This window comes from Nocardioides panaciterrulae (assembly GCF_013409645.1).
GTDB lineage: Bacteria > Actinomycetota > Actinomycetes > Propionibacteriales > Nocardioidaceae > Nocardioides > Nocardioides panaciterrulae.
The window spans coordinates 3,977,747-3,994,087 of record NZ_JACCBG010000001.1 but is presented as its reverse complement, the minus strand read 5'-3'; the positions used below and the strand labels follow the sequence as shown (position 1 = coordinate 3,994,087).

Here is a 16,341-nt window from a genome sequence, read left to right as displayed (position 1 = left end):
CCGGGTCAGTGCCCGAGGTGGGCTCTGAGCCGCGCCACGGTCCCCTCGACGTCGGTGAGCTTGTCGAGGCCGAAGAGCCCCACCCGGAAGGTGGAGAAGTCCGCGCCCTCGCCGCACATCAGCGGGACGCCGGCGGCCACCTGGAGGCCCTGCGCCTTGAACCTCGCGCCGCTGCGGATCTCGGGATCGTCGGTGTAGGCGACCACGACGCTCGGGGCGGCGAACGCCTCGGCGGCGACGGAGGCGAAGCCGAGCTCCGCGAGCACGGCGCGGACCCGCGTGCCGAGGGAGAGCTGTGCCTGGCGCAGCTCGCCGAGTCCCGCGTCGCGGGTCTCGAGCATGAGCGCCGCGTCGTGCGCGAGCGTGTCCGTGGGCATCGTGGCGTGGTAGGGGGTCTGGCCCTGGGTGTAGGCCTCGGTGATCGTCAGCCACTTCTGCAGGTCGACCGCGAAGCTGGTCGAGGTCGTCGCCATGACCTGGGCCCGTCCGGCCGCACTGAGCATCACGTAACCCGCGCACGGCGAGCCGCTCCATCCCTTCTGGGGGGCGCTGAGCAGCACGTCGACGCCGAGCTCGGTCATGTCTACCCACAGCGCCCCCGAGGCGATGCAGTCGAGGACGAACAGCCCGCCGGCTGCATGGGTCGCCGCGGCGACCCTGCGGACGTAGTCGTCGGGCAGCACCATGCCGGCTGCGGTCTCCACGTGCGCCGCGAAGACGACCTCGGGACGGACGCGCTCGATGGTCTCGATCACCTCGTCGACCGGAGCCGGAGCCCAGGGCGCGTGGCGCTCATCGGACACCGGGCGGGCGCTGCAGACGGTCGTCTCGGCGGCCACCGCGCCGGCGTCGAAGATCTGCGACCAGCGGTAGGAGAACAGCCCGTTGCGTACGACGAGGCAGCGCCGCCCCGTCGCCAGCTGTCGGGCGACGGCTTCCATCGCGTAGGTGCCGCCACCTGGGACGACCGCGACCGTCTCGGCAGCGTAGGTCGTGCGCAGCACGTCGATGATGTCCTGCATCACCCCGACGAAGCGTTCGGACATGTGGTTCAAGGACCGGTCTGTGAAGACCACCGAGTACTCGAGCAGGCCGTCGGGATCGATGTCGGGGCGGGGAAGGCTCACCTCCGCAGATTGCCACAGTCCCGGTCCGCGTGCGGTGGCCGGTGGGGGATCTACGACCGCGGCGGGCCGTCGATGTGCGGCCGTCCGCGCGGGAGCCGCAGGTACATTCCTCGGAATGATGCAGAGCGTGTTGGACGCGATCCGGTCCGTGCCGCCCGCGGTCGCCTACACGATCATCGCCCTGCTGACCTTCGGCGAGGCCGCCGTCTTCGTCGGCTTCGTCCTTCCCGGCGAGACGGCCGTGCTGCTCGGCGGCTTCCTGGCGAGCCGGGGCCACCTGAACATCGGCACGCTCATCGTGGTCGTCGTGGTCAGCGCGGTCGTCGGCGACACGGTCGGGTACGAGGTCGGCAAGCACCTGGGCCGGCGCGTGCTGGAGCTGAAGATCCTCCGCAAGCACCAGGGCCGGCTCGACAAGGCGCAGGACCTGCTCCGCCGGCGGGGCGGGCCCGCGGTCTTCCTCGGCCGGTGGACCGCGTTCTTCCGGGCCGTGATGCCGGGGCTGGCCGGTCTCAGCAAGATGCACTACCCGACGTTCCTGTTCTGGAACGCCCTCGGCGGGATCAGCTGGGGCATCACCTTCTGCCTGGTCGGCTACTTCGCCGGCGCCTCCTACCAGAAGGTCGCCTCCTCCATCGGCGAGGGTGCGGCGGTCGTCGTCGCGGTCGTGGTGATCGTCGCGCTGGTCGTGTGGCGGGTCCGCCGGCGCCGGCGCAAGCAGGCCGAGGATGAGTGAGCGTGACGCCCGTGCCGCGCTGGAAGCCTTTCCGGGCCTGACCTGGGCGCCGCTCGAGCGGGACCGCCTCCCCGCCGTCGCCGAGTTCTACGCCGAGTGCGAGGCGTACGACGCGAACCCGGAGCGCCGGTCACTCGCGGGGCTGGAGGAGTTCTGGGACTCTCCGCGGTCCCGACCCGAGGAGGACACGCTGGTCGGCTCCGACGAGACGGGTCGGGTCGTCGCGGTGGCCTGGGCCGGCTGCAACCGGGTCGTGACCGAGAGGCGGGGCGTCCACCTCGGGGGCGCGGTCCGGCCGGACCGCCGGGGCGAGGGCCTCGGCACGGCGGTGCTGCGGTGGCAGCTGGCGCACGGCCTGGCCTGGGACCGGGCCACCCGGCGCGAGGGGTTCGGGCCACTGGTGATGCGCCTGCACGCGCCCGTGGACCAGGCCGACGTCCGCGACCTGGCCGAGCGTCACGGGCTGGCGGTGGAGCGCTACTTCTTCGAGATGGCCCGCCCGCTGGGGGTGGATCTCGCAGTCCCGGCCGTCCCCGGCGTACGCGTCGTCGACTGGGACAGCGCGCGCAGCGAGGAGATCCACGCGATGGTGGACGCCGCGTTCCGCGACCACTGGGGTCATGTGGACCGGACTCCGCAGATGTGGCAGGAAGCGGTGACCGCCCGGGCGTTCCGGCCCGGGTGGTCGGTCCTCGCGCTCGACGAGGAGACCGACGCGGTGGTCGGAGCCGCGCTGAACTGCGCCTACGAACAGGACTGGGAGGCGACCGGCGTCCCGGAGGGCTATACCGACGAGCTGGCCGTCGCGGCGACCCACCGCCACCGGGGCATCGCCGGCGCCCTCCTGCGCGAGTCCCTGCGACGGTTCGCCGCCTCCGGCCTGGAGGCGGCGGCGCTGAGCGTGGACACCGCCAACTCCTCGGGGGCGCTGCGGCTCTACGCGGGCCTGGGCTACGAGCCGAGGGCCCGGACGTGTGTCCACGCCGTCGCGGTAGCGGATCCGGCCGGTCCCGGTAGGGTCACGCCCGTGAGAGCACCCCACCCCACGTACGAGCAGCTCGCCGGGATGCCGGCGTACGCCGAACAGCCCGTGCCGATCGCCTTCGAGGACGTCAACGGCCACCTCAACGTCCGTCACTACACCGGCATCGCCAGCGAGGGGCTGGACGAGTCCCTGGTCGCGCTGGGGATCCCGCAGAACTGGCCGGCCAGCGGGCACGCGTGCTTCTCCGCCGAACACCACCTGAGGTACCTCGCCGAGCTGCGCACCGGCGACCGGATGTCGGCGCGGGTGCGGCTGCTCGGGCGTTCGGAGCGGGCCGTGCACGCCCTGGTCTACCTGCTCGACGAGTCGCACCGGCGGGTCAGCTTCGTGATGGAGGAGATCTTCCTGCACGTCGACATGCAGACCCGGCGCACCGCCCCGTGGCCCGAGGACGTCGCGGCCGCGATCGACAAGCGCATCGCCGAGGACGCGAGCCTGCCCTGGGAGCCGGACCTCTCCGGCTCCATGGCCCTGCGCTGACCGGCCTCCGCCTGCCGCACCGACCCCGGTGCGGGTGTCTCAGCAGCTGGAGTAGGGGGCGCTGGGCAGCGCCCTCCGGCTCGTGACCTGCCGGCCGTGACGCAGCGTCCAGGACCGCTGCCAGTCGGAGTTGACCTGCGCGCCGTTCATCTCGACGTCGGGCTCGCCGATCAGGCTCAGCCGCGGCACCAGCTTGACCCCGAGCTGGGCGCGATCGTCGGTCACGCTGCCGATCGGCTTGCCGTCGCGGAACCAGGTGAGGTGGCCCTTGGCGACCTCGACGGCGACGTTGAACGGCTGGTCGGCCAGGCGCACGTGGGCCAGGCGCCGCTGCCACACGGTGCCGGCGCTCTGGGATCGCACGCCGAACGCCAGCCCGGGTGACCCCATGGTCACGTCGGCCAGCACGATGCTCTGCGGGGAGCAGTCGGTGACCTCCGAGTGGGCCGGGACGAGCTCGAGCCGGAACCGGTAGGGCTGGGCGCCGGTCTCCCAGGTGCGGCCCTGGAGGCGGAACTCCCACCGGCCGTACCGCTGCGCGGCGCCGTGCATGGTCGCGGTGGTCGTGCCCCGGTCGCCCGGACCGACGTGCCGGAGCTTGCTCTGCAGCACCAGTCCGCCGTTGAACGGCGTGGCCCGCCCGGTGCCGTCGGAGGTGTCGCGCCAGCGGCCGCCGCGGACATCGCCCTTCGACGGGGGCGAGTCGAGGTCCTGCCCGTGCTCCCAGGCGAAGTCGTACCGGACCCGCCCCCACCGGTAGTGCTGGGAGGCCGTGGGACGGTACGGCGACTGCGGGGTCCGGTCGCGGACCGTCGCGTGGGTGCTCGGTTCGTCGACGGTGCCGTCCCCGGAGACCGCGAAGTAGGCGGGGAACGACGCGAACCAGCCGATCTCGCTCCCGCCCTCGGTCCACCGCTCCTGGCGGGCGCGGAGCACCTCGGTCCCCGAGGCCGGCGCGGTCACGGTGAACAGGGCCCGGCCGTCGGCGTCGGTGGTGCCGGTCCCGATGGTCTCCCACCGGTCCGGGGCGGTCCGCTCCTGCAGCGTCACGGTCCGGCCGGGGATCGGTGGCGGGGTGCCGAAGGTGCCGCGCACCGAGGGGGTGGTGTCGACCACCGCGGTGAACGGGGTGCCGGCGGGCACGCGGTAGAACGGGTACTCGGGATCCCCGCCGAGCGGGGTGAGGGTCAGCTCCTGGGGGCTCGCGGTGAACAGGTACGACGGGGTCGCCCTGCCGCCTGCGACCACGCGGTAGCTGAGGTTGAACATCGCGGGCGCGCGGAACGAGAAGTCGAAGTCGCCGGTGTCGTCGGTGCGGAACGCCGAGTCGGGCACGTCGACCCAGGTGTCCCCGGGGCGGTTCATGTTCGACTGCAGGTGCACGGCGCGAGCCCGGTTGCCGAGGTGCCCGCGGAACCGGACCGCCTGCCCGGCGATGTAGCGGGCCGGGGTCACCGACAACGAGCCGGTGGTGGTCGCGGCGACCGCGGAACCGGCCGACGCGAGCAGGGCGCCGGGAGCGACGGCGGGGGCGAGCGCCGGAGCGAACGCGGCGAGTGCCACGACCGAGACAGCCCGCACCCGAACAGGCATCGACATGACGAACTCCCAAGACGACCGGCAGTGGTTCCAAGGGCTCTATCGGTCCGTCGCGACGCGAACATGAGGAACGCGGCATGATCGAGCTGTGACGACACCCAGGACGGTAGGTAGCCGGCCGGCTGGCCCCGTCGCCGGCGTGCTGGCGGGCGTCCTGGCCGGCACCCTGGTCTTCCTCGCCTGGGTCAACGACCTGCTGCTCGGGGTCGCGGTCGGCGGGATCGCCGCGGGCCTGATCGCCTGCATGCTGTGGGCGGTGCCGGAGTGGCACTGGTTCGGCGTCGGCCTGCTGCTCGGCACGGTCGTGACCGCGGCCGCCTGGTTCGTGGCGTTCTAGCCGGCGGCTCCCGGGGTCCGGAGGCCCCGGGTCCGGGGCCCCGGGGTTCCTGGGGGCTTGGCGGAGAATCGGACCCATGGTCGAGGTCGCTCCCGAGCGGTTCGAGGAGATGGTCACGGAGGCGCTCGACGGGCTGCCTGCGGAGCTCGGCGAGCTCATGGACAACGTCGCCGTGACCGTGGAGCACGGTCCCGGGCCGCCGGGCCTGCTGGGCCTCTACCGCGGCATCCCCCTGACCAGCCGCACCACGGCGTACGCCGGCGCCCTCCCCGACCGGATCACGATCTACCGCCGCGCGATCTGTGCGGTCTGCGGCACCGAGAACGAGGTCGTGGAGCAGGTTCGCCGGACCGTGGTCCACGAGGTCGGCCACCACTTCGGCATCGGGGACGCGCGGCTGCGCGAGCTCGGCTGGTGACCCGGCCGACGGCCGGGCGATACTCCGTCCATGGCCGGGGAGGAACGACTCAGCCACCCGGAGGCTCAGTCGCCGTTGCGCGCCTCCTTGCCCGGATGAACGTGACCGAGGTCCGGACTCCTCAGGTGGCGTTCTCGTCGGGGACGGCGGTCGGGTCGGCCGCCCGCTGCTCGCGCCGCTCGTGGAGGCGCTGCTGGGCGGCCGGCAGGAAGGCCAGGCACGGCGCCTCGGCGTCGGGATGCTTCTCGTGCAGGTGGAAGATCCAGCGGTCCATCGCGGCCATGAAGCCGTTGTCGTCGCCGGGACGGTAGGCCGACCAGCTGCGGTCGCCCTTGAGGACGCAGGTCGTGCAGCTGATCTTGTAGACGAACTGCTGGTCCGCGCCCAGGTCGATCTTCACCCGCGCCAGCGGGCCGGCCTCGGCCGCCGCCTTCTTCTCCCGAGCGGTTCGGCTCGCCACCATGTCGCACTCCTGTCGTCTCGGCGTCGTGAGCCTACGTCGGCAGGTGCTGGCAGGATGACCGGGTGACCGGCTGCAGCATCGCGGACTTCTTCGAGCTGGCCGACCAGCTGCCGGAGGTCACCCGTGCCGATAACGGCCGCTACTGGCGGATGGCGGTGAGCGGCCACACGTTCGGCTACCTCTGGGAGCCCACCGGCACGGTGGGGCTCAAGCAGACCCTCGCCGAACAGCTCGCCCTGGTCGCCGAGCGCCCGGAGACGTTCGAGGTGCAGTTCACGACGCGTGGCTTCGGCTGGGTGGTGGTCCGGCTGGCCGGCGTCGAGCGTGACGAGCTGGCCGAGCTCGCCTTCGAGGCGTGGCGGCTCACCGCGCCCGCGGTGCTGGTCGAGCGGCGCGGCGACCGGCTGCCCGGCTGACAGATTCGTGAACCCCGCCGGCTGCGGCATGCCGGCCCCGGGAGTGCCGCAGCCCCGGGCCGGGCATGCTGGGCGGGTGAGTTCTATGGAAGACGAGTGGACGCCGACCGGCTGGCTGCTGACCAAGGGGGAGCGGGACAACCACAGCACGCGGATCGACGCGCAGCACCCGGGGGAGCAGGCGTGGTCGGAGGGCAACCTGGTCCGCGCGCTCGTGCACGGGGCGACCTACTTCGCCGAGCTCTACGAGCGCCTCGAGGCCACCCGCGCCGGTGACCTGGTGCTCTTCACCGACTGGCAGGGCGACGCGGACGAGCGCCTGACCGGGGAGCCGGGCAGCGAGGTCGCCGAGGTGCTGGGCCGCGCGGACGAGCGGGGCGTCGACGTGCGCGGTCTCGTGTGGCGCTCGCACTGGGAGAAGCTCGGGTTCACCGCGCGGCAGAACCGACGGCTGGGGCAGCAGCTGCAGCAGCGGGGGGCCGAGGCCCTGCTGGACATGCGGGTGCGGACCGGCGGCTCGCACCACCAGAAGTTCGTGGTGATCCGGCACCGTGGGGAGCCGTCGCGAGACATCGCCTTCGTCGGCGGGATCGACCTGTGCCACTCGCGCCGCGACGACGCCGACCACCACGGTGACCCGCAGGCCATGGACCTCGCGAAGGAGTACGGCCCCACCCCGCCGTGGCACGACGTGATGGCCGCGATCCAGGGACCGGCCGTCTTCGACGTGGAGACCGTGTTCCGGGAGCGGTGGGAGGACCCGACCCCGCTGAGCCGCAACCCCGTGCGCATGTTCATGGACCGGGTCCGCGACCTGGACACCTCGCCCGACCCGCTGCCGGCGCAGGCGCCGCCGCCTCCCCCGGTCGAGGGCGGCACGCACGTCGTCCAGATCCTGCGCACCTATCCCAACCTGCGGCACGGCCGGGACTACCCGTTCGCCAGGGGCGGGGAGCGCAGCGTGGCCCGGGGCTACGTCAAGGCGCTCGGGCAGGCGCAGCGGCTCGTGTACGTCGAGGACCAGTACCTGTGGGGCGACCACGTGGGTGATCTGTTCACCGAGGCCCTGCGTCGCGATCCCGGCCTGCACGTGATCGCCGTCGTGCCGCTGCACCCGGACCTGGCCGGCCTGTCGCGTCCGCCGCAGCTGCTCGGCCGGCGCCGGGCGATGGCCGAGATGACGAAGGCCGGCCGCGGGCGGGTGGCGTTCTACGGCCTCGAGAACCACGCCGGCACGCCGGTGTACGTGCACGCCAAGGTCTGCGTCGTCGACGACCTGTGGGTGTCCGTCGGCTCCGACAACTTCAACCGCCGGTCGTGGACCCACGACTCGGAGCTGTCCGCGACCGTCGTCGACCGCGCCGTCCACCGCGACGAGGACGGCGGGATGCACGGGGCCTATCCGCTGCGGCTCCGGCTGTCCCTGGCCGCGGAGCACCTGGACCGCCCGTTCGACGCCCGGGTCGACGAGGACGAGGACGCCTCGCTGCTGCGGGTGATGGCCGACTGCGTCGACCCGGCCGGCATGTTCGAGCAGTACGCCGCGACCGCGCGTGCTCTCGACGCCTGGCACGAGGGCGGGTGTCGAGGGCCGCGACCGCCGGGCCGGCTCCGTTCGCTGCAGACGCCCCGCCTGCGTCCGCTCGCGGCGGCGCTGGCGCTGCCGTCGTACCTCGCGCTGCACGACCCGGACGGCCGGCCGCGGCCGCTGCGCCGGCGGGACACGTTCTGACCGGGCCTCGCTACCCCAGCTGGTCGCGTCGGCGGGTCAGGTAGGCGGTCTCGGCGGTGTTCCCCGCCAGCGCGATGGCCTCGTCGTACGCCGCGCGCGCCTGCTGAGGGCGGCCCAGCCGGCGCAACAGGTCGGCGCGGGTCGCGTGGAAGGCGTGATAGCCGGCCAGCTGGTCCCGGAGTCGGTCGACGAGCGCCAGCGCCGGCTCCGGGCCGTCGAGCTCGCCCACCGCGACGGCCCGGTTGAGGGCGACGATCGGCGTGGGGTGCAGGCGGACGAGCTGGTCGTAGAGGGCGACGACCTGCGACCAGTCGGTGTCGCGTGCGTCGCGGGCGGACGTGTGCACGGCGTTGATCGCGGCGAGGATCTGGTAGCGGCCCGGAGCGACCCCGGAGGCCAGGCGGTCGCGCACCAGCCGATGTCCCTCGGCGATCAGGGCCGCGTCCCAGAGGTCCCGGTACTGCTCGTCCAGGGTGACCAGCTCGCCGCTCGCCGAGACCCGGGCGGTGCGACGGGCCTCGGTGAGCAGCATCAGCGCCAGCAGCCCGGCCACCTCGCCGTCCTCGGGCAGGAGGGCCCGCACCATGCGAGTGAGCCGGATCGCCTCGGCGGTCAGGTCCCGACGTACCGGATCGGTGTCGGGGCCGCTGGCCAGGTAGCCCTCGTTGAAGACGAGGAAGAGCACGGCGAGCACGCCGGTGACGCGGGCCGGCAGGTCCTCGGCGCCAGGCACCCGGTAGGGGAGGCGGGTGGCCTTGATCTTGGCCTTCGCGCGGGTGATCCGCCGTCCCATCGTGGCCTCCTGCACCAGGAAGGCGCGGGCGATCTCGGGCACGGTCAGGCCGCCCAGGAGGCGCAGCGTCAGCGCCACCCGGGCCTCCATCGCGAGCGCCGGGTGACAGCAGGTGAAGATCAGCCGGAGCCGCTCGTCCTCGATGGCCCCGGCGGGCCGGGGCGGCTCGTCGTAGGACATCTGCGCCTCCCGCTGCTTGTCGGCGCGCTTGCTCTCGCGCCGGATCCGGTCGATGGCCTTCCGGTTGGCGGTGGTGGTCAGCCAGGCGCCGGGGTTGGGGGGTACGCCGTCGGCCGGCCACCGCTCGACGGCGGTGGCGAAGGCTTCGGCGGCCGCCTCCTCGGCGATGTCGAGGTCACCGAAACGCCTGGTCAGGGCGGCGACCACCCGCGCCCACTCCTCGTGGTGGGTCCGGATGATCACCTCCCGGACCCCGTCGCCGTTCACAGGAACGGACGCACCTCGATCTTCCGGTTGCAGGCCTTCGAGCCGTCGGCTGCGAGCTTCAGCGCCACGTCGAGGTCGGCGGCCTCGATGATCCAGAAGCCGGCGAGGTGCTCCTTCGCCTCTACGAACGGGCCGTCGGTGAACACCGGCTCGGCGCCCCGGTTGTCGACGACGGTGGCCGGGTCGGGCGAGCCGAGACCGCCGGCGAAGACCCAGTGGCCGTCGGTCCGGAGCCGGTCGTTGAACGCGTCGATGTCGGCCTCCTCGGTCGGGGTGGCCCGGCCGGTGCCGTCATCGATCACGGAAACCAGGTACTTCATCCAGATCATCTCCTGTGATCGGGGCCGCCCCTGGTGGGCGTCCGCTCACCCCTGCAACGAACTGCGTCGCGTCGATCCGACACCCGGCCCGGTTCAGTGCACGGAGACCGGCGGGACGCTCTCCTCGTCGAGCACGTGCATCTCCTCGTGCTTGCGGGGCAGGAACAGCGCCGGCACCACCGTCAGCAGCACCAGCACCCACGCCACCCAGTAGGTGTCGGCGAACGCCGCGGCGGCGTCCTCCAGCCCCTTCGCGATCGCGGCCGGCGAGAGGCCCGTGGCGTTGGCAGGGCTCCGCAACGACGCCATCGCCGGCCCGGCGAGCGAGGAGGCCTGGAGGTGGTTGGTCAGCAGCACCGACATGGTCGCGACCCCGACCGAGCTGGCGATCTGCTGGGTGATGTTCAGCAGCGTCGAGCCGCGCGCGACCTCGTGGGCCCGCAGCGTCTTCAGCGCGGAGGTGAACAGCGGCATCATCGTGGCGCCCATCCCCAGGCCCATCACGAACAGCTCGGCGATGATGAGCGGGTACGGCGTGGTCGCGGTGATCTGGGTCAGCCCGAACATGCCGATCAGGATGAAGACCAGCCCGAACGGCACGATCCGGCCGATGGGGTGCTTGTCCACCTGGGACCCCGCGATCGGCATCGTGATCATCGCGCCGATGCCCTGCGGGGCCACCAGCAGCCCGGCCTGCAGCGTCGACTCCCCGCGGACCTCCTGGAAGTAGGTCGGCACCAGCAGCAGCCCGCCGAAGAAGGCCGCGGCGAACAGGAACATCGTGATGATCGAGACCGTGAGGTTGCGGTTCCGGAACAGCCGCAGGTCGAGGAGCGGGTGCGCGGGGCGGAAGGAGTGGAAGACGAAGAGCACCATCAGCACGAGGCCGATCAGCATCGAGATCCAGACCCGCGGCGCCGCGGCGGTGCCCTCGGAGGGGATCGAGGAGACGCCGAACAGGAACAGCGCGAGCCCCGGCGACATCAGCGCCATGCCGAGGAAGTCGAAGGACTCCGACGGCTCCGGGGTGTCCCGGGGCAGCACTCGCCAGGCGTAGATCAGCGCGACCAGGCCGATCGGGGCGTTGATGAGGAAGATCCAGTGCCAGCTCGCGACCTCGATCAGCCAGCCGCCGAGGATCGGGCCGAGGATCGGCCCGAGCAGCATCGGGACCCCGAGGATCGCCATCAGGCGGCCCATCCGGTGCGGGCCCGCCGCCCGGGTCATGATCGTCATGCCGAGCGGCATCAGCATGCCGCCGCCGAGCCCCTGCAGCACCCGGAAGCCGATCAGCGCGCCGATGCTCCACGAGGCCGCGCAGAGCACCGAGCCGCCGACGAACAGCGCGATCGCGGTCATGTAGAGCCGCTTGGTGCCGAAGCGGTCGGCCGCCCAGCCGGTCATCGGGATGACCGTGGCCAGCGCGAGCGTGTACGCCGTCACCGTCCACGCGACCGTCGAGTAGGCGATCGGGTTGCCGTCGGACCCGAAGACCGTCTGGAACGTCGGCAGCGCCACGTTGACCACCGTGATGTCCAGGATGGACATGATCGCCCCGAGGACCACCACGCCGGCGATCTTCAGGACGGCGGCGTCGATGTGGTCGGGCAGGTCGGTCTTGCTGGTCGCAGACATGGCGGTGCTCCTGGCTCGGGGGTCCGGCCAAGTCTAGGCGCGCCCACCCACGGCGTCGGTGCCGTGGGACGGTCGCGACCCCGTACCCCCGCATGGGTTCTCGCGCAGTGGGCACCGACAAGGTTCGCGAAGGAGAGGACCTGACATGGATCCCCACATCGCACGAAGCCTGCTGCGCGACCTGGCGGCGCGGACCCTGGTGGCCGCCTACGTCGAGAGGGACGGCGGCCGGTCGCTGACCAAGATCGACCCCGCCACCGGCGTGGCCGCCACCGAGACGGAGCCCGCCGAGGTGGTGCGCGCGGTGCTGCAGTGGCACGGTGCGGGGTGGGCCGGCGAGATCGCCCCCGGCTGGCACTGCTTCGTCGACGACCGCTACCTGTTCACCCCCGGCCCCCGCTCGGACCTGCGGCGGGCCGTGGACGTGGCGCTGGGCCTGGTCGACGAGGTCGACGCTGAGCAGTCGGCGGGCGGCGTCGGGGACCTCCACCTGGCCCCGGTCGTGGTCGGGGTCCGCGACATGGCCCGCGCGGTGGCCTTCTGGACCGCGGCCCTCGCCTACCTCCCCCGCGACCCCGAGCCCGATCCGGACTGCACGGTGCTGCTGGACCCCGCCGGTGAGGGGCCTCCGCTCTCGCTGCAGGCGGCCGGTGTCCCGGCGAGCGAGCCGGTCCGGCTGCGCCTCGACCTGCACACCTGTGACCCGGCCGGCCAGGTGGCGCGCCTCGTGGACCTCGGTGCGACCCAGGTGCTGGGCCCGCCCCGCCCTCTCGACGCCGTCGGCGCCGACCTCGTCGTGCTGCGCGACCCGGACGGCAACGAGTTCTGCGTGATCGACCATGCCGAGGAGTAGCGGCTGCGCGCGCCGTCGTCCCGGCACCCGTGCAGCCGGTTGGGTCCGGGTGCCTAGCATCGCGGCATGACTGCCACCGACCCCCAGGTCCCCGACGCCACCGTCAGCCTCGCCAACGGCGCCCGCATGCCGCTCCTCGGCTTCGGGACCTGGCAGATCAAGGGCGACGACGCCGTTCGTGCGACGTCGGCCGCTCTCGAGGCGGGCTACCGGCATCTCGACACCGCCACGGTCTACGGGAACGAGGGCGAGGTCGGTCGCGCCCTGTCGGAGAGCGGCGTGGCCCGCGACGACGTCTTCCTCACCACCAAGTGCCCGCCCGACCGGGCCGGACGCGAGCTCGCGACCCTGCGCGAGAGCCTCGACCTCCTGCAGACCGACCACGTCGACCTGTGGCTCATCCACTGGTCGGCCGGCGGGTCGGAGAACGTCGACCTGTGGCGCGCGTTCGTCGAGGCCCGCGAGGCCGGCCTGGCCCGGGAGATCGGGGTGAGCAACTTCGACACCTCGCTCCTCGACGAGGTCACCAAGGCCACCGAGGTGCGTCCCGCGGTGAACCAGATCGAGTGGAGCCCGCTGCTGTTCGACGCCGAGACGCTGGCCGAGCACCGTGCGCGCGACGTGGTGCTCGAGGGCTACAGCGCCCTGCGCGGGGGCACCCTCGACGCCCCGACCATCGGCGAGATCGCCGAGCGGGTCGGCCGGACGCCTGCCCAGGTGATCATCCGCTGGCACCTCCAGCACGGCGTCGTCGTGATCCCGAAGTCGGTCAACCCCGAGCGCATCCGGTCGAACGCCGACGTCGGCGGGTTCACCCTGACCGATGAGGACATGGCCGCGATCGACGCGCTCGGCCGGAGCTAGGTCCGGCAGCACCCGCTGCGCCGCCCCGACCCCGGCGACGGACGGGCCACGATCAGCACGGGCTCGACTCGGGCTCGACTCGGGCTCGATTCGGAGGGTGCCGAGCGTCGCCTTCCGGCCGCGGACGGGTGATGATGGGCCGCATGCGTGTCGCGCTGATGGTGACCTGCGTCAATGACGCGATGTTCCCCGACACCGGGAGGGCAGTGGTGCGGCTGCTGAGACGGCTCGGCGTCGACGTCGACTTCCCGGCGGCCCAGACCTGCTGCGCCCAGCCGATGGTCAACACCGGCTACCTCGACGAGGCGGTGCCGGTCGTCCGGACGTTCGTCGACGCGTTCGCGGGGTACGACGCGGTCGTGGCCCCCTCGGGATCGTGCGCCGGCTCGGTCCGGCACCAGCACTCGCTCGTCGCGCGCCGCTCGGGCCACCCGGGCCTGCAACAGGCGGTGGCGCAGACCGCCCCGAAGGTCCACGAGCTCTCGGAGTTCCTCGTCGACGTGCTCGGCGTGACCGACGTGGGCGCCTACTTCCCGCACCGGGTGACCTACCACCCGACCTGCCACTCGCTGCGGCTGCTCGGCGTGGGGGACCGGCCCCGGCGGCTGCTCGAGGAGGTGCGCGGGATCCGGCTCACCGACCTGCCGGCGGCCGAGGAGTGCTGCGGCTTCGGCGGCACCTTCGCGGTCAAGAACGCCGACACCTCGGTGGCGATGGGGGCCGACAAGGCGCGCCACGTCCGCGAGACGGGGGCGGAGGTGCTGGTCGCCGGCGACAACTCCTGCCTGATGCACATCGGCGGGATGCTCTCGCGCCAGCAGTCCGGCGTGCGGGTCATGCACCTCGCCGAGATCCTGGCCGCGACCGAGGACCAGCCTGCGGGCCTGGCGGAGGTGGTCGGAGGATGAGCGCCACGTTCGTCGGGATGCCGGCCTTCCCGACCGCGGCCCGGGCCGCGCTGGCCGACAGCCAGCTGCGGCACAACCTCGCGCACGCCACCACCACGATCCGCAACAAGCGGCTGCGGCTGGTCGACGAGGTCGACGCGTCCATCGTCGGCGCGGAGGGGGTCGGCGGCGAGGGGGCCGGGTCGGGCTGGGAGCAGCTGCGGCTGGCCGGGGCGGCGGTCAAGGAGTCCGCGCTGCGCGAGCTCGACCGGCACCTGCTGGACCTCGAGGCGTCGCTGACCGCCAACGGCGCGGTCGTGCACTGGGCCCGCGACGCCGAGGAGGCCTGCCGGATCGTGGCCGAGGTCGTCCGCGGCCACGGCGTCGACGAGGTCGTCAAGGTCAAGTCGATGGCCACCCAGGAGATCGGGCTCAACGAGGCGCTCGCCGCGGAGGGCATCGCCGCCTGGGAGACCGACCTCGCCGAGCTGATCGTGCAGCTCGGCGACGACCTGCCCAGCCACATCCTGGTGCCGGCGATCCACCGCAACCGCGCGGAGATCCGCGAGATCTTCAAGCAGAAGATGGCGGCTGCGGGCCGGGCCGCCCCCGACGACCTGACCGACGAGCCGGCGGTGCTCGCGGCCGCGGCGCGCCAGCACCTGCGCGAGAAGTTCCTGCGGGCGAAGGTCGGGATCTCCGGCGCGAACTTCGCGGTCGCCGAGACCGGCACGCTGGTCGTGGTGGAGTCCGAGGGCAACGGCCGGATGTGCCTGACCCTGCCCGAGGTCCTGGTCAGCGTGGTCGGCATCGAGAAGGTCGTGCCGACCTGGGACGGCCTCGACCCGCTGCTTCGGCTGCTGCCGCGCTCGTCCACCGGCGAGCGGATGAACCCCTACACGTCCATGTGGACCGGGGTCACGCCCGGCGACGGTCCGCAGGAGGTGCACGTCGTACTGGTGGACAACGGGCGGACCCGGGCGCTGGCCGACCAGGTCGGCCGGCAGGCGCTGCGCTGCATCCGCTGCTCGGCTTGCCTGAACGTCTGCCCGGTCTACGAGCGGGTCGGCGGGCACGCCTACGGCTCGGTCTACCCCGGCCCGATCGGCGCGATCCTCAACCCGCTGCTGCGCGGGGTGGGCCACGACGAGCAGATCGACTCGCTGCCGTACGCCTCCTCGCTGTGCGGCGCCTGCTTCGAAGCCTGCCCGGTGCGCATCGACATCCCCGAGGTGCTGGTGCACCTGCGCACCGAGGTGGTCGACGCGCACCGCGGCGACCGGGTCCCCAAGGCCGAGGCGGTCGCGATGAGGTCCGCGGCGTACGCGTTCTCCGACGCCCGCCGGCTGGCCTGGGTCGAGCGGGCCTCGGGGCTGGCCGGGCGGGTGCTCGGCCGGCTGGGGCGTACGACGATGCCCGGCGGCCGGCGCGCGGCCGGGCGGATCCCAGGGCCGGGCGCCTCGGCGTGGACCGGAGCGCGGGACCTCCCCGCGCCGCCGCGCGAGTCGTTCCGGGCCTGGTGGAAGCGGACCGACGGCGGACGGGAGGAGCAGCGGTGACCCGGGCAGGTGACGGTGCCCGCGAGGAGGTCCTGCGCCGGGTGCGCTCGGCCCTCGCCGACGTCGAGGGCGTGACCCACGGCGGCCTGCCCGAGCCGCCCCGGCGCACCCCGTTGGAGGGCGAGGCCCTGGTCGCCCACTTCGCCGAACGGGTCGCCGACTACCACGCGGTGGTCGAGCGGTGCGCCGCCGCCGACCTCGAGGCGACGGTGGCGGCCGCGCTGCCGGCGGGGGCGAGCGTGGTCGTGCCGCCGGGGCTGGGCTTCGAGGTCGCGGGCGCCGCGGTCGACCACGCGATGACCGCCGCCGAGCTCGACCACGTCGACGCGGTGGTGACCGAGGCGCGGGTCGGGATCGCCGAGACCGGCACGATCGTCCTCGACCACGGACCCGGCCAGGGCCGCCGCGCGCTCACGCTCGTGCCGGACCGGCACGTGTGCGTGGTGCGGGCCGACCAGGTCGTGCTCGACGTGCCCGACGCGGTCGCGGAGCTCGGTGCGGCCATGCGCCAGGGGCGGGCGCTGACCTGGATCAGCGGGCCCTCGGCCACCAGCGACATCGAGCTGGACCGGGTCGAGGGCGTGCACGGGCCACGCAACCTGCACGTGATCATCACCACCTAGGTACCTT

Annotated in this window: 17 protein-coding genes; 11 read left to right on the top strand and 6 right to left on the bottom strand. The window is 73.1% G+C overall.

The genetic code is table 11. From position 1 onward, the window contains the following. Nucleotides 1-5 precede the first annotated feature (5 nt). Nucleotides 6-1,127 carry an aminotransferase class V-fold PLP-dependent enzyme gene (locus BJZ21_RS19055; RefSeq protein WP_179665196.1) on the bottom strand — a complete coding sequence of 374 codons (1,122 nt, stop codon included), beginning with the start codon at nucleotides 1,125-1,127 and terminating at the stop codon, nucleotides 6-8. Between the two features lie 115 nt (nucleotides 1,128-1,242). Between BJZ21_RS19055 and BJZ21_RS19050 the strand changes: the two genes are divergently transcribed. Further along, nucleotides 1,243-1,863 (top strand): DedA family protein, encoded by a 621-nt coding sequence (locus BJZ21_RS19050; RefSeq protein ID WP_218851563.1) that lies wholly within the window; start codon nucleotides 1,243-1,245, stop codon nucleotides 1,861-1,863. Next, entirely contained in the window at nucleotides 1,856-3,388 is a 1,533-nt protein-coding gene (locus tag BJZ21_RS19045) for a GNAT family N-acetyltransferase (protein WP_179665195.1), read from the top strand. The genes BJZ21_RS19050 and BJZ21_RS19045 overlap by 8 nt, the downstream gene beginning before the upstream one ends. A gap of 39 nt (nucleotides 3,389-3,427) precedes the next feature. Here BJZ21_RS19045 and BJZ21_RS19040 read toward each other — a convergent pair whose 3' ends face one another. Next, entirely contained in the window at nucleotides 3,428-4,987 is a 1,560-nt protein-coding gene (locus BJZ21_RS19040; protein WP_179665194.1) for a peptidase associated/transthyretin-like domain-containing protein, read from the bottom strand. An 88-nt stretch (nucleotides 4,988-5,075) separates the two neighbouring features. Between BJZ21_RS19040 and BJZ21_RS19035 the strand changes: the two genes are divergently transcribed. Continuing rightward, complete coding sequence (locus tag BJZ21_RS19035) at nucleotides 5,076-5,324, top strand: hypothetical protein (protein WP_179665193.1); 249 nt, start codon at nucleotides 5,076-5,078, stop codon at nucleotides 5,322-5,324. Nucleotides 5,325-5,400: 76 nt separating this feature from the next. Further along, on the top strand, nucleotides 5,401-5,742 hold the full coding sequence (locus BJZ21_RS19030) for a metallopeptidase family protein (protein ID WP_179665192.1): 342 nt from the start codon (nucleotides 5,401-5,403) through the stop codon (nucleotides 5,740-5,742). Nucleotides 5,743-5,863: 121 nt separating this feature from the next. Here the strand turns inward: BJZ21_RS19030 and BJZ21_RS19025 are convergent, their stop codons facing one another. Further along, nucleotides 5,864-6,205, bottom strand: a complete 342-nt coding sequence (locus BJZ21_RS19025) for a hypothetical protein (protein ID WP_179665191.1) — start codon at nucleotides 6,203-6,205, stop codon at nucleotides 5,864-5,866. Between the two features lie 62 nt (nucleotides 6,206-6,267). Between BJZ21_RS19025 and BJZ21_RS19020 the strand changes: the two genes are divergently transcribed. Together BJZ21_RS19020 and BJZ21_RS19015 are read left to right on the top strand one after the other, a co-directional pair. Beyond that, nucleotides 6,268-6,621 (top strand): MmcQ/YjbR family DNA-binding protein, encoded by a 354-nt coding sequence (locus tag BJZ21_RS19020; protein WP_179665190.1) that lies wholly within the window; start codon nucleotides 6,268-6,270, stop codon nucleotides 6,619-6,621. A gap of 85 nt (nucleotides 6,622-6,706) precedes the next feature. Then, nucleotides 6,707-8,353: a phospholipase D family protein gene (locus BJZ21_RS19015; RefSeq protein ID WP_179665820.1), complete on the top strand. Its 1,647-nt coding sequence runs from the start codon at nucleotides 6,707-6,709 to the stop codon at nucleotides 8,351-8,353. A gap of 10 nt (nucleotides 8,354-8,363) precedes the next feature. Here BJZ21_RS19015 and BJZ21_RS19010 read toward each other — a convergent pair whose 3' ends face one another. The 3 genes from BJZ21_RS19010 to BJZ21_RS19000 all read right to left on the bottom strand — a co-directional run bounded on the left by BJZ21_RS19010 (nucleotide 8,364) and on the right by BJZ21_RS19000 (nucleotide 11,548). Continuing rightward, the gene (locus BJZ21_RS19010; protein ID WP_179665189.1) at nucleotides 8,364-9,593 is read right to left on the bottom strand and encodes a sigma-70 family RNA polymerase sigma factor; all 1,230 of its coding nucleotides are present in this window, start codon (nucleotides 9,591-9,593) and stop codon (nucleotides 8,364-8,366) included. Next, on the bottom strand, nucleotides 9,590-9,913 hold the full coding sequence (locus BJZ21_RS19005; protein ID WP_179665188.1) for a YciI family protein: 324 nt from the start codon (nucleotides 9,911-9,913) through the stop codon (nucleotides 9,590-9,592). The genes BJZ21_RS19010 and BJZ21_RS19005 overlap by 4 nt, the downstream gene beginning before the upstream one ends. 93 nt (nucleotides 9,914-10,006) lie before the next feature. Further along, entirely contained in the window at nucleotides 10,007-11,548 is a 1,542-nt protein-coding gene (locus BJZ21_RS19000; RefSeq protein WP_179665187.1) for a DHA2 family efflux MFS transporter permease subunit, read from the bottom strand. Nucleotides 11,549-11,693: 145 nt separating this feature from the next. Between BJZ21_RS19000 and BJZ21_RS20665 the strand changes: the two genes are divergently transcribed. The 5 genes from BJZ21_RS20665 to BJZ21_RS18975 all read left to right on the top strand — a co-directional run bounded on the left by BJZ21_RS20665 (nucleotide 11,694) and on the right by BJZ21_RS18975 (nucleotide 16,334). Next, nucleotides 11,694-12,401 (top strand): VOC family protein, encoded by a 708-nt coding sequence (locus BJZ21_RS20665; protein ID WP_218851562.1) that lies wholly within the window; start codon nucleotides 11,694-11,696, stop codon nucleotides 12,399-12,401. Nucleotides 12,402-12,467: 66 nt separating this feature from the next. Next, nucleotides 12,468-13,265, top strand: coding sequence for an aldo/keto reductase (locus tag BJZ21_RS18990; protein WP_218851561.1), 798 nt, complete (start codon nucleotides 12,468-12,470; stop codon nucleotides 13,263-13,265). Nucleotides 13,266-13,408: 143 nt separating this feature from the next. After that, nucleotides 13,409-14,173, top strand: coding sequence for a (Fe-S)-binding protein (locus BJZ21_RS18985; RefSeq protein WP_179665186.1), 765 nt, complete (start codon nucleotides 13,409-13,411; stop codon nucleotides 14,171-14,173). Next, nucleotides 14,170-15,711 carry a lactate utilization protein B gene (locus BJZ21_RS18980; protein WP_179665185.1) on the top strand — a complete coding sequence of 514 codons (1,542 nt, stop codon included), beginning with the start codon at nucleotides 14,170-14,172 and terminating at the stop codon, nucleotides 15,709-15,711. Before BJZ21_RS18985 ends, BJZ21_RS18980 begins: the two co-directional genes overlap by 4 nt. Next, nucleotides 15,708-16,334 carry an LUD domain-containing protein gene (locus BJZ21_RS18975; RefSeq protein WP_179665184.1) on the top strand — a complete coding sequence of 209 codons (627 nt, stop codon included), beginning with the start codon at nucleotides 15,708-15,710 and terminating at the stop codon, nucleotides 16,332-16,334. Before BJZ21_RS18980 ends, BJZ21_RS18975 begins: the two co-directional genes overlap by 4 nt. Nucleotides 16,335-16,341 lie beyond the last annotated feature (7 nt).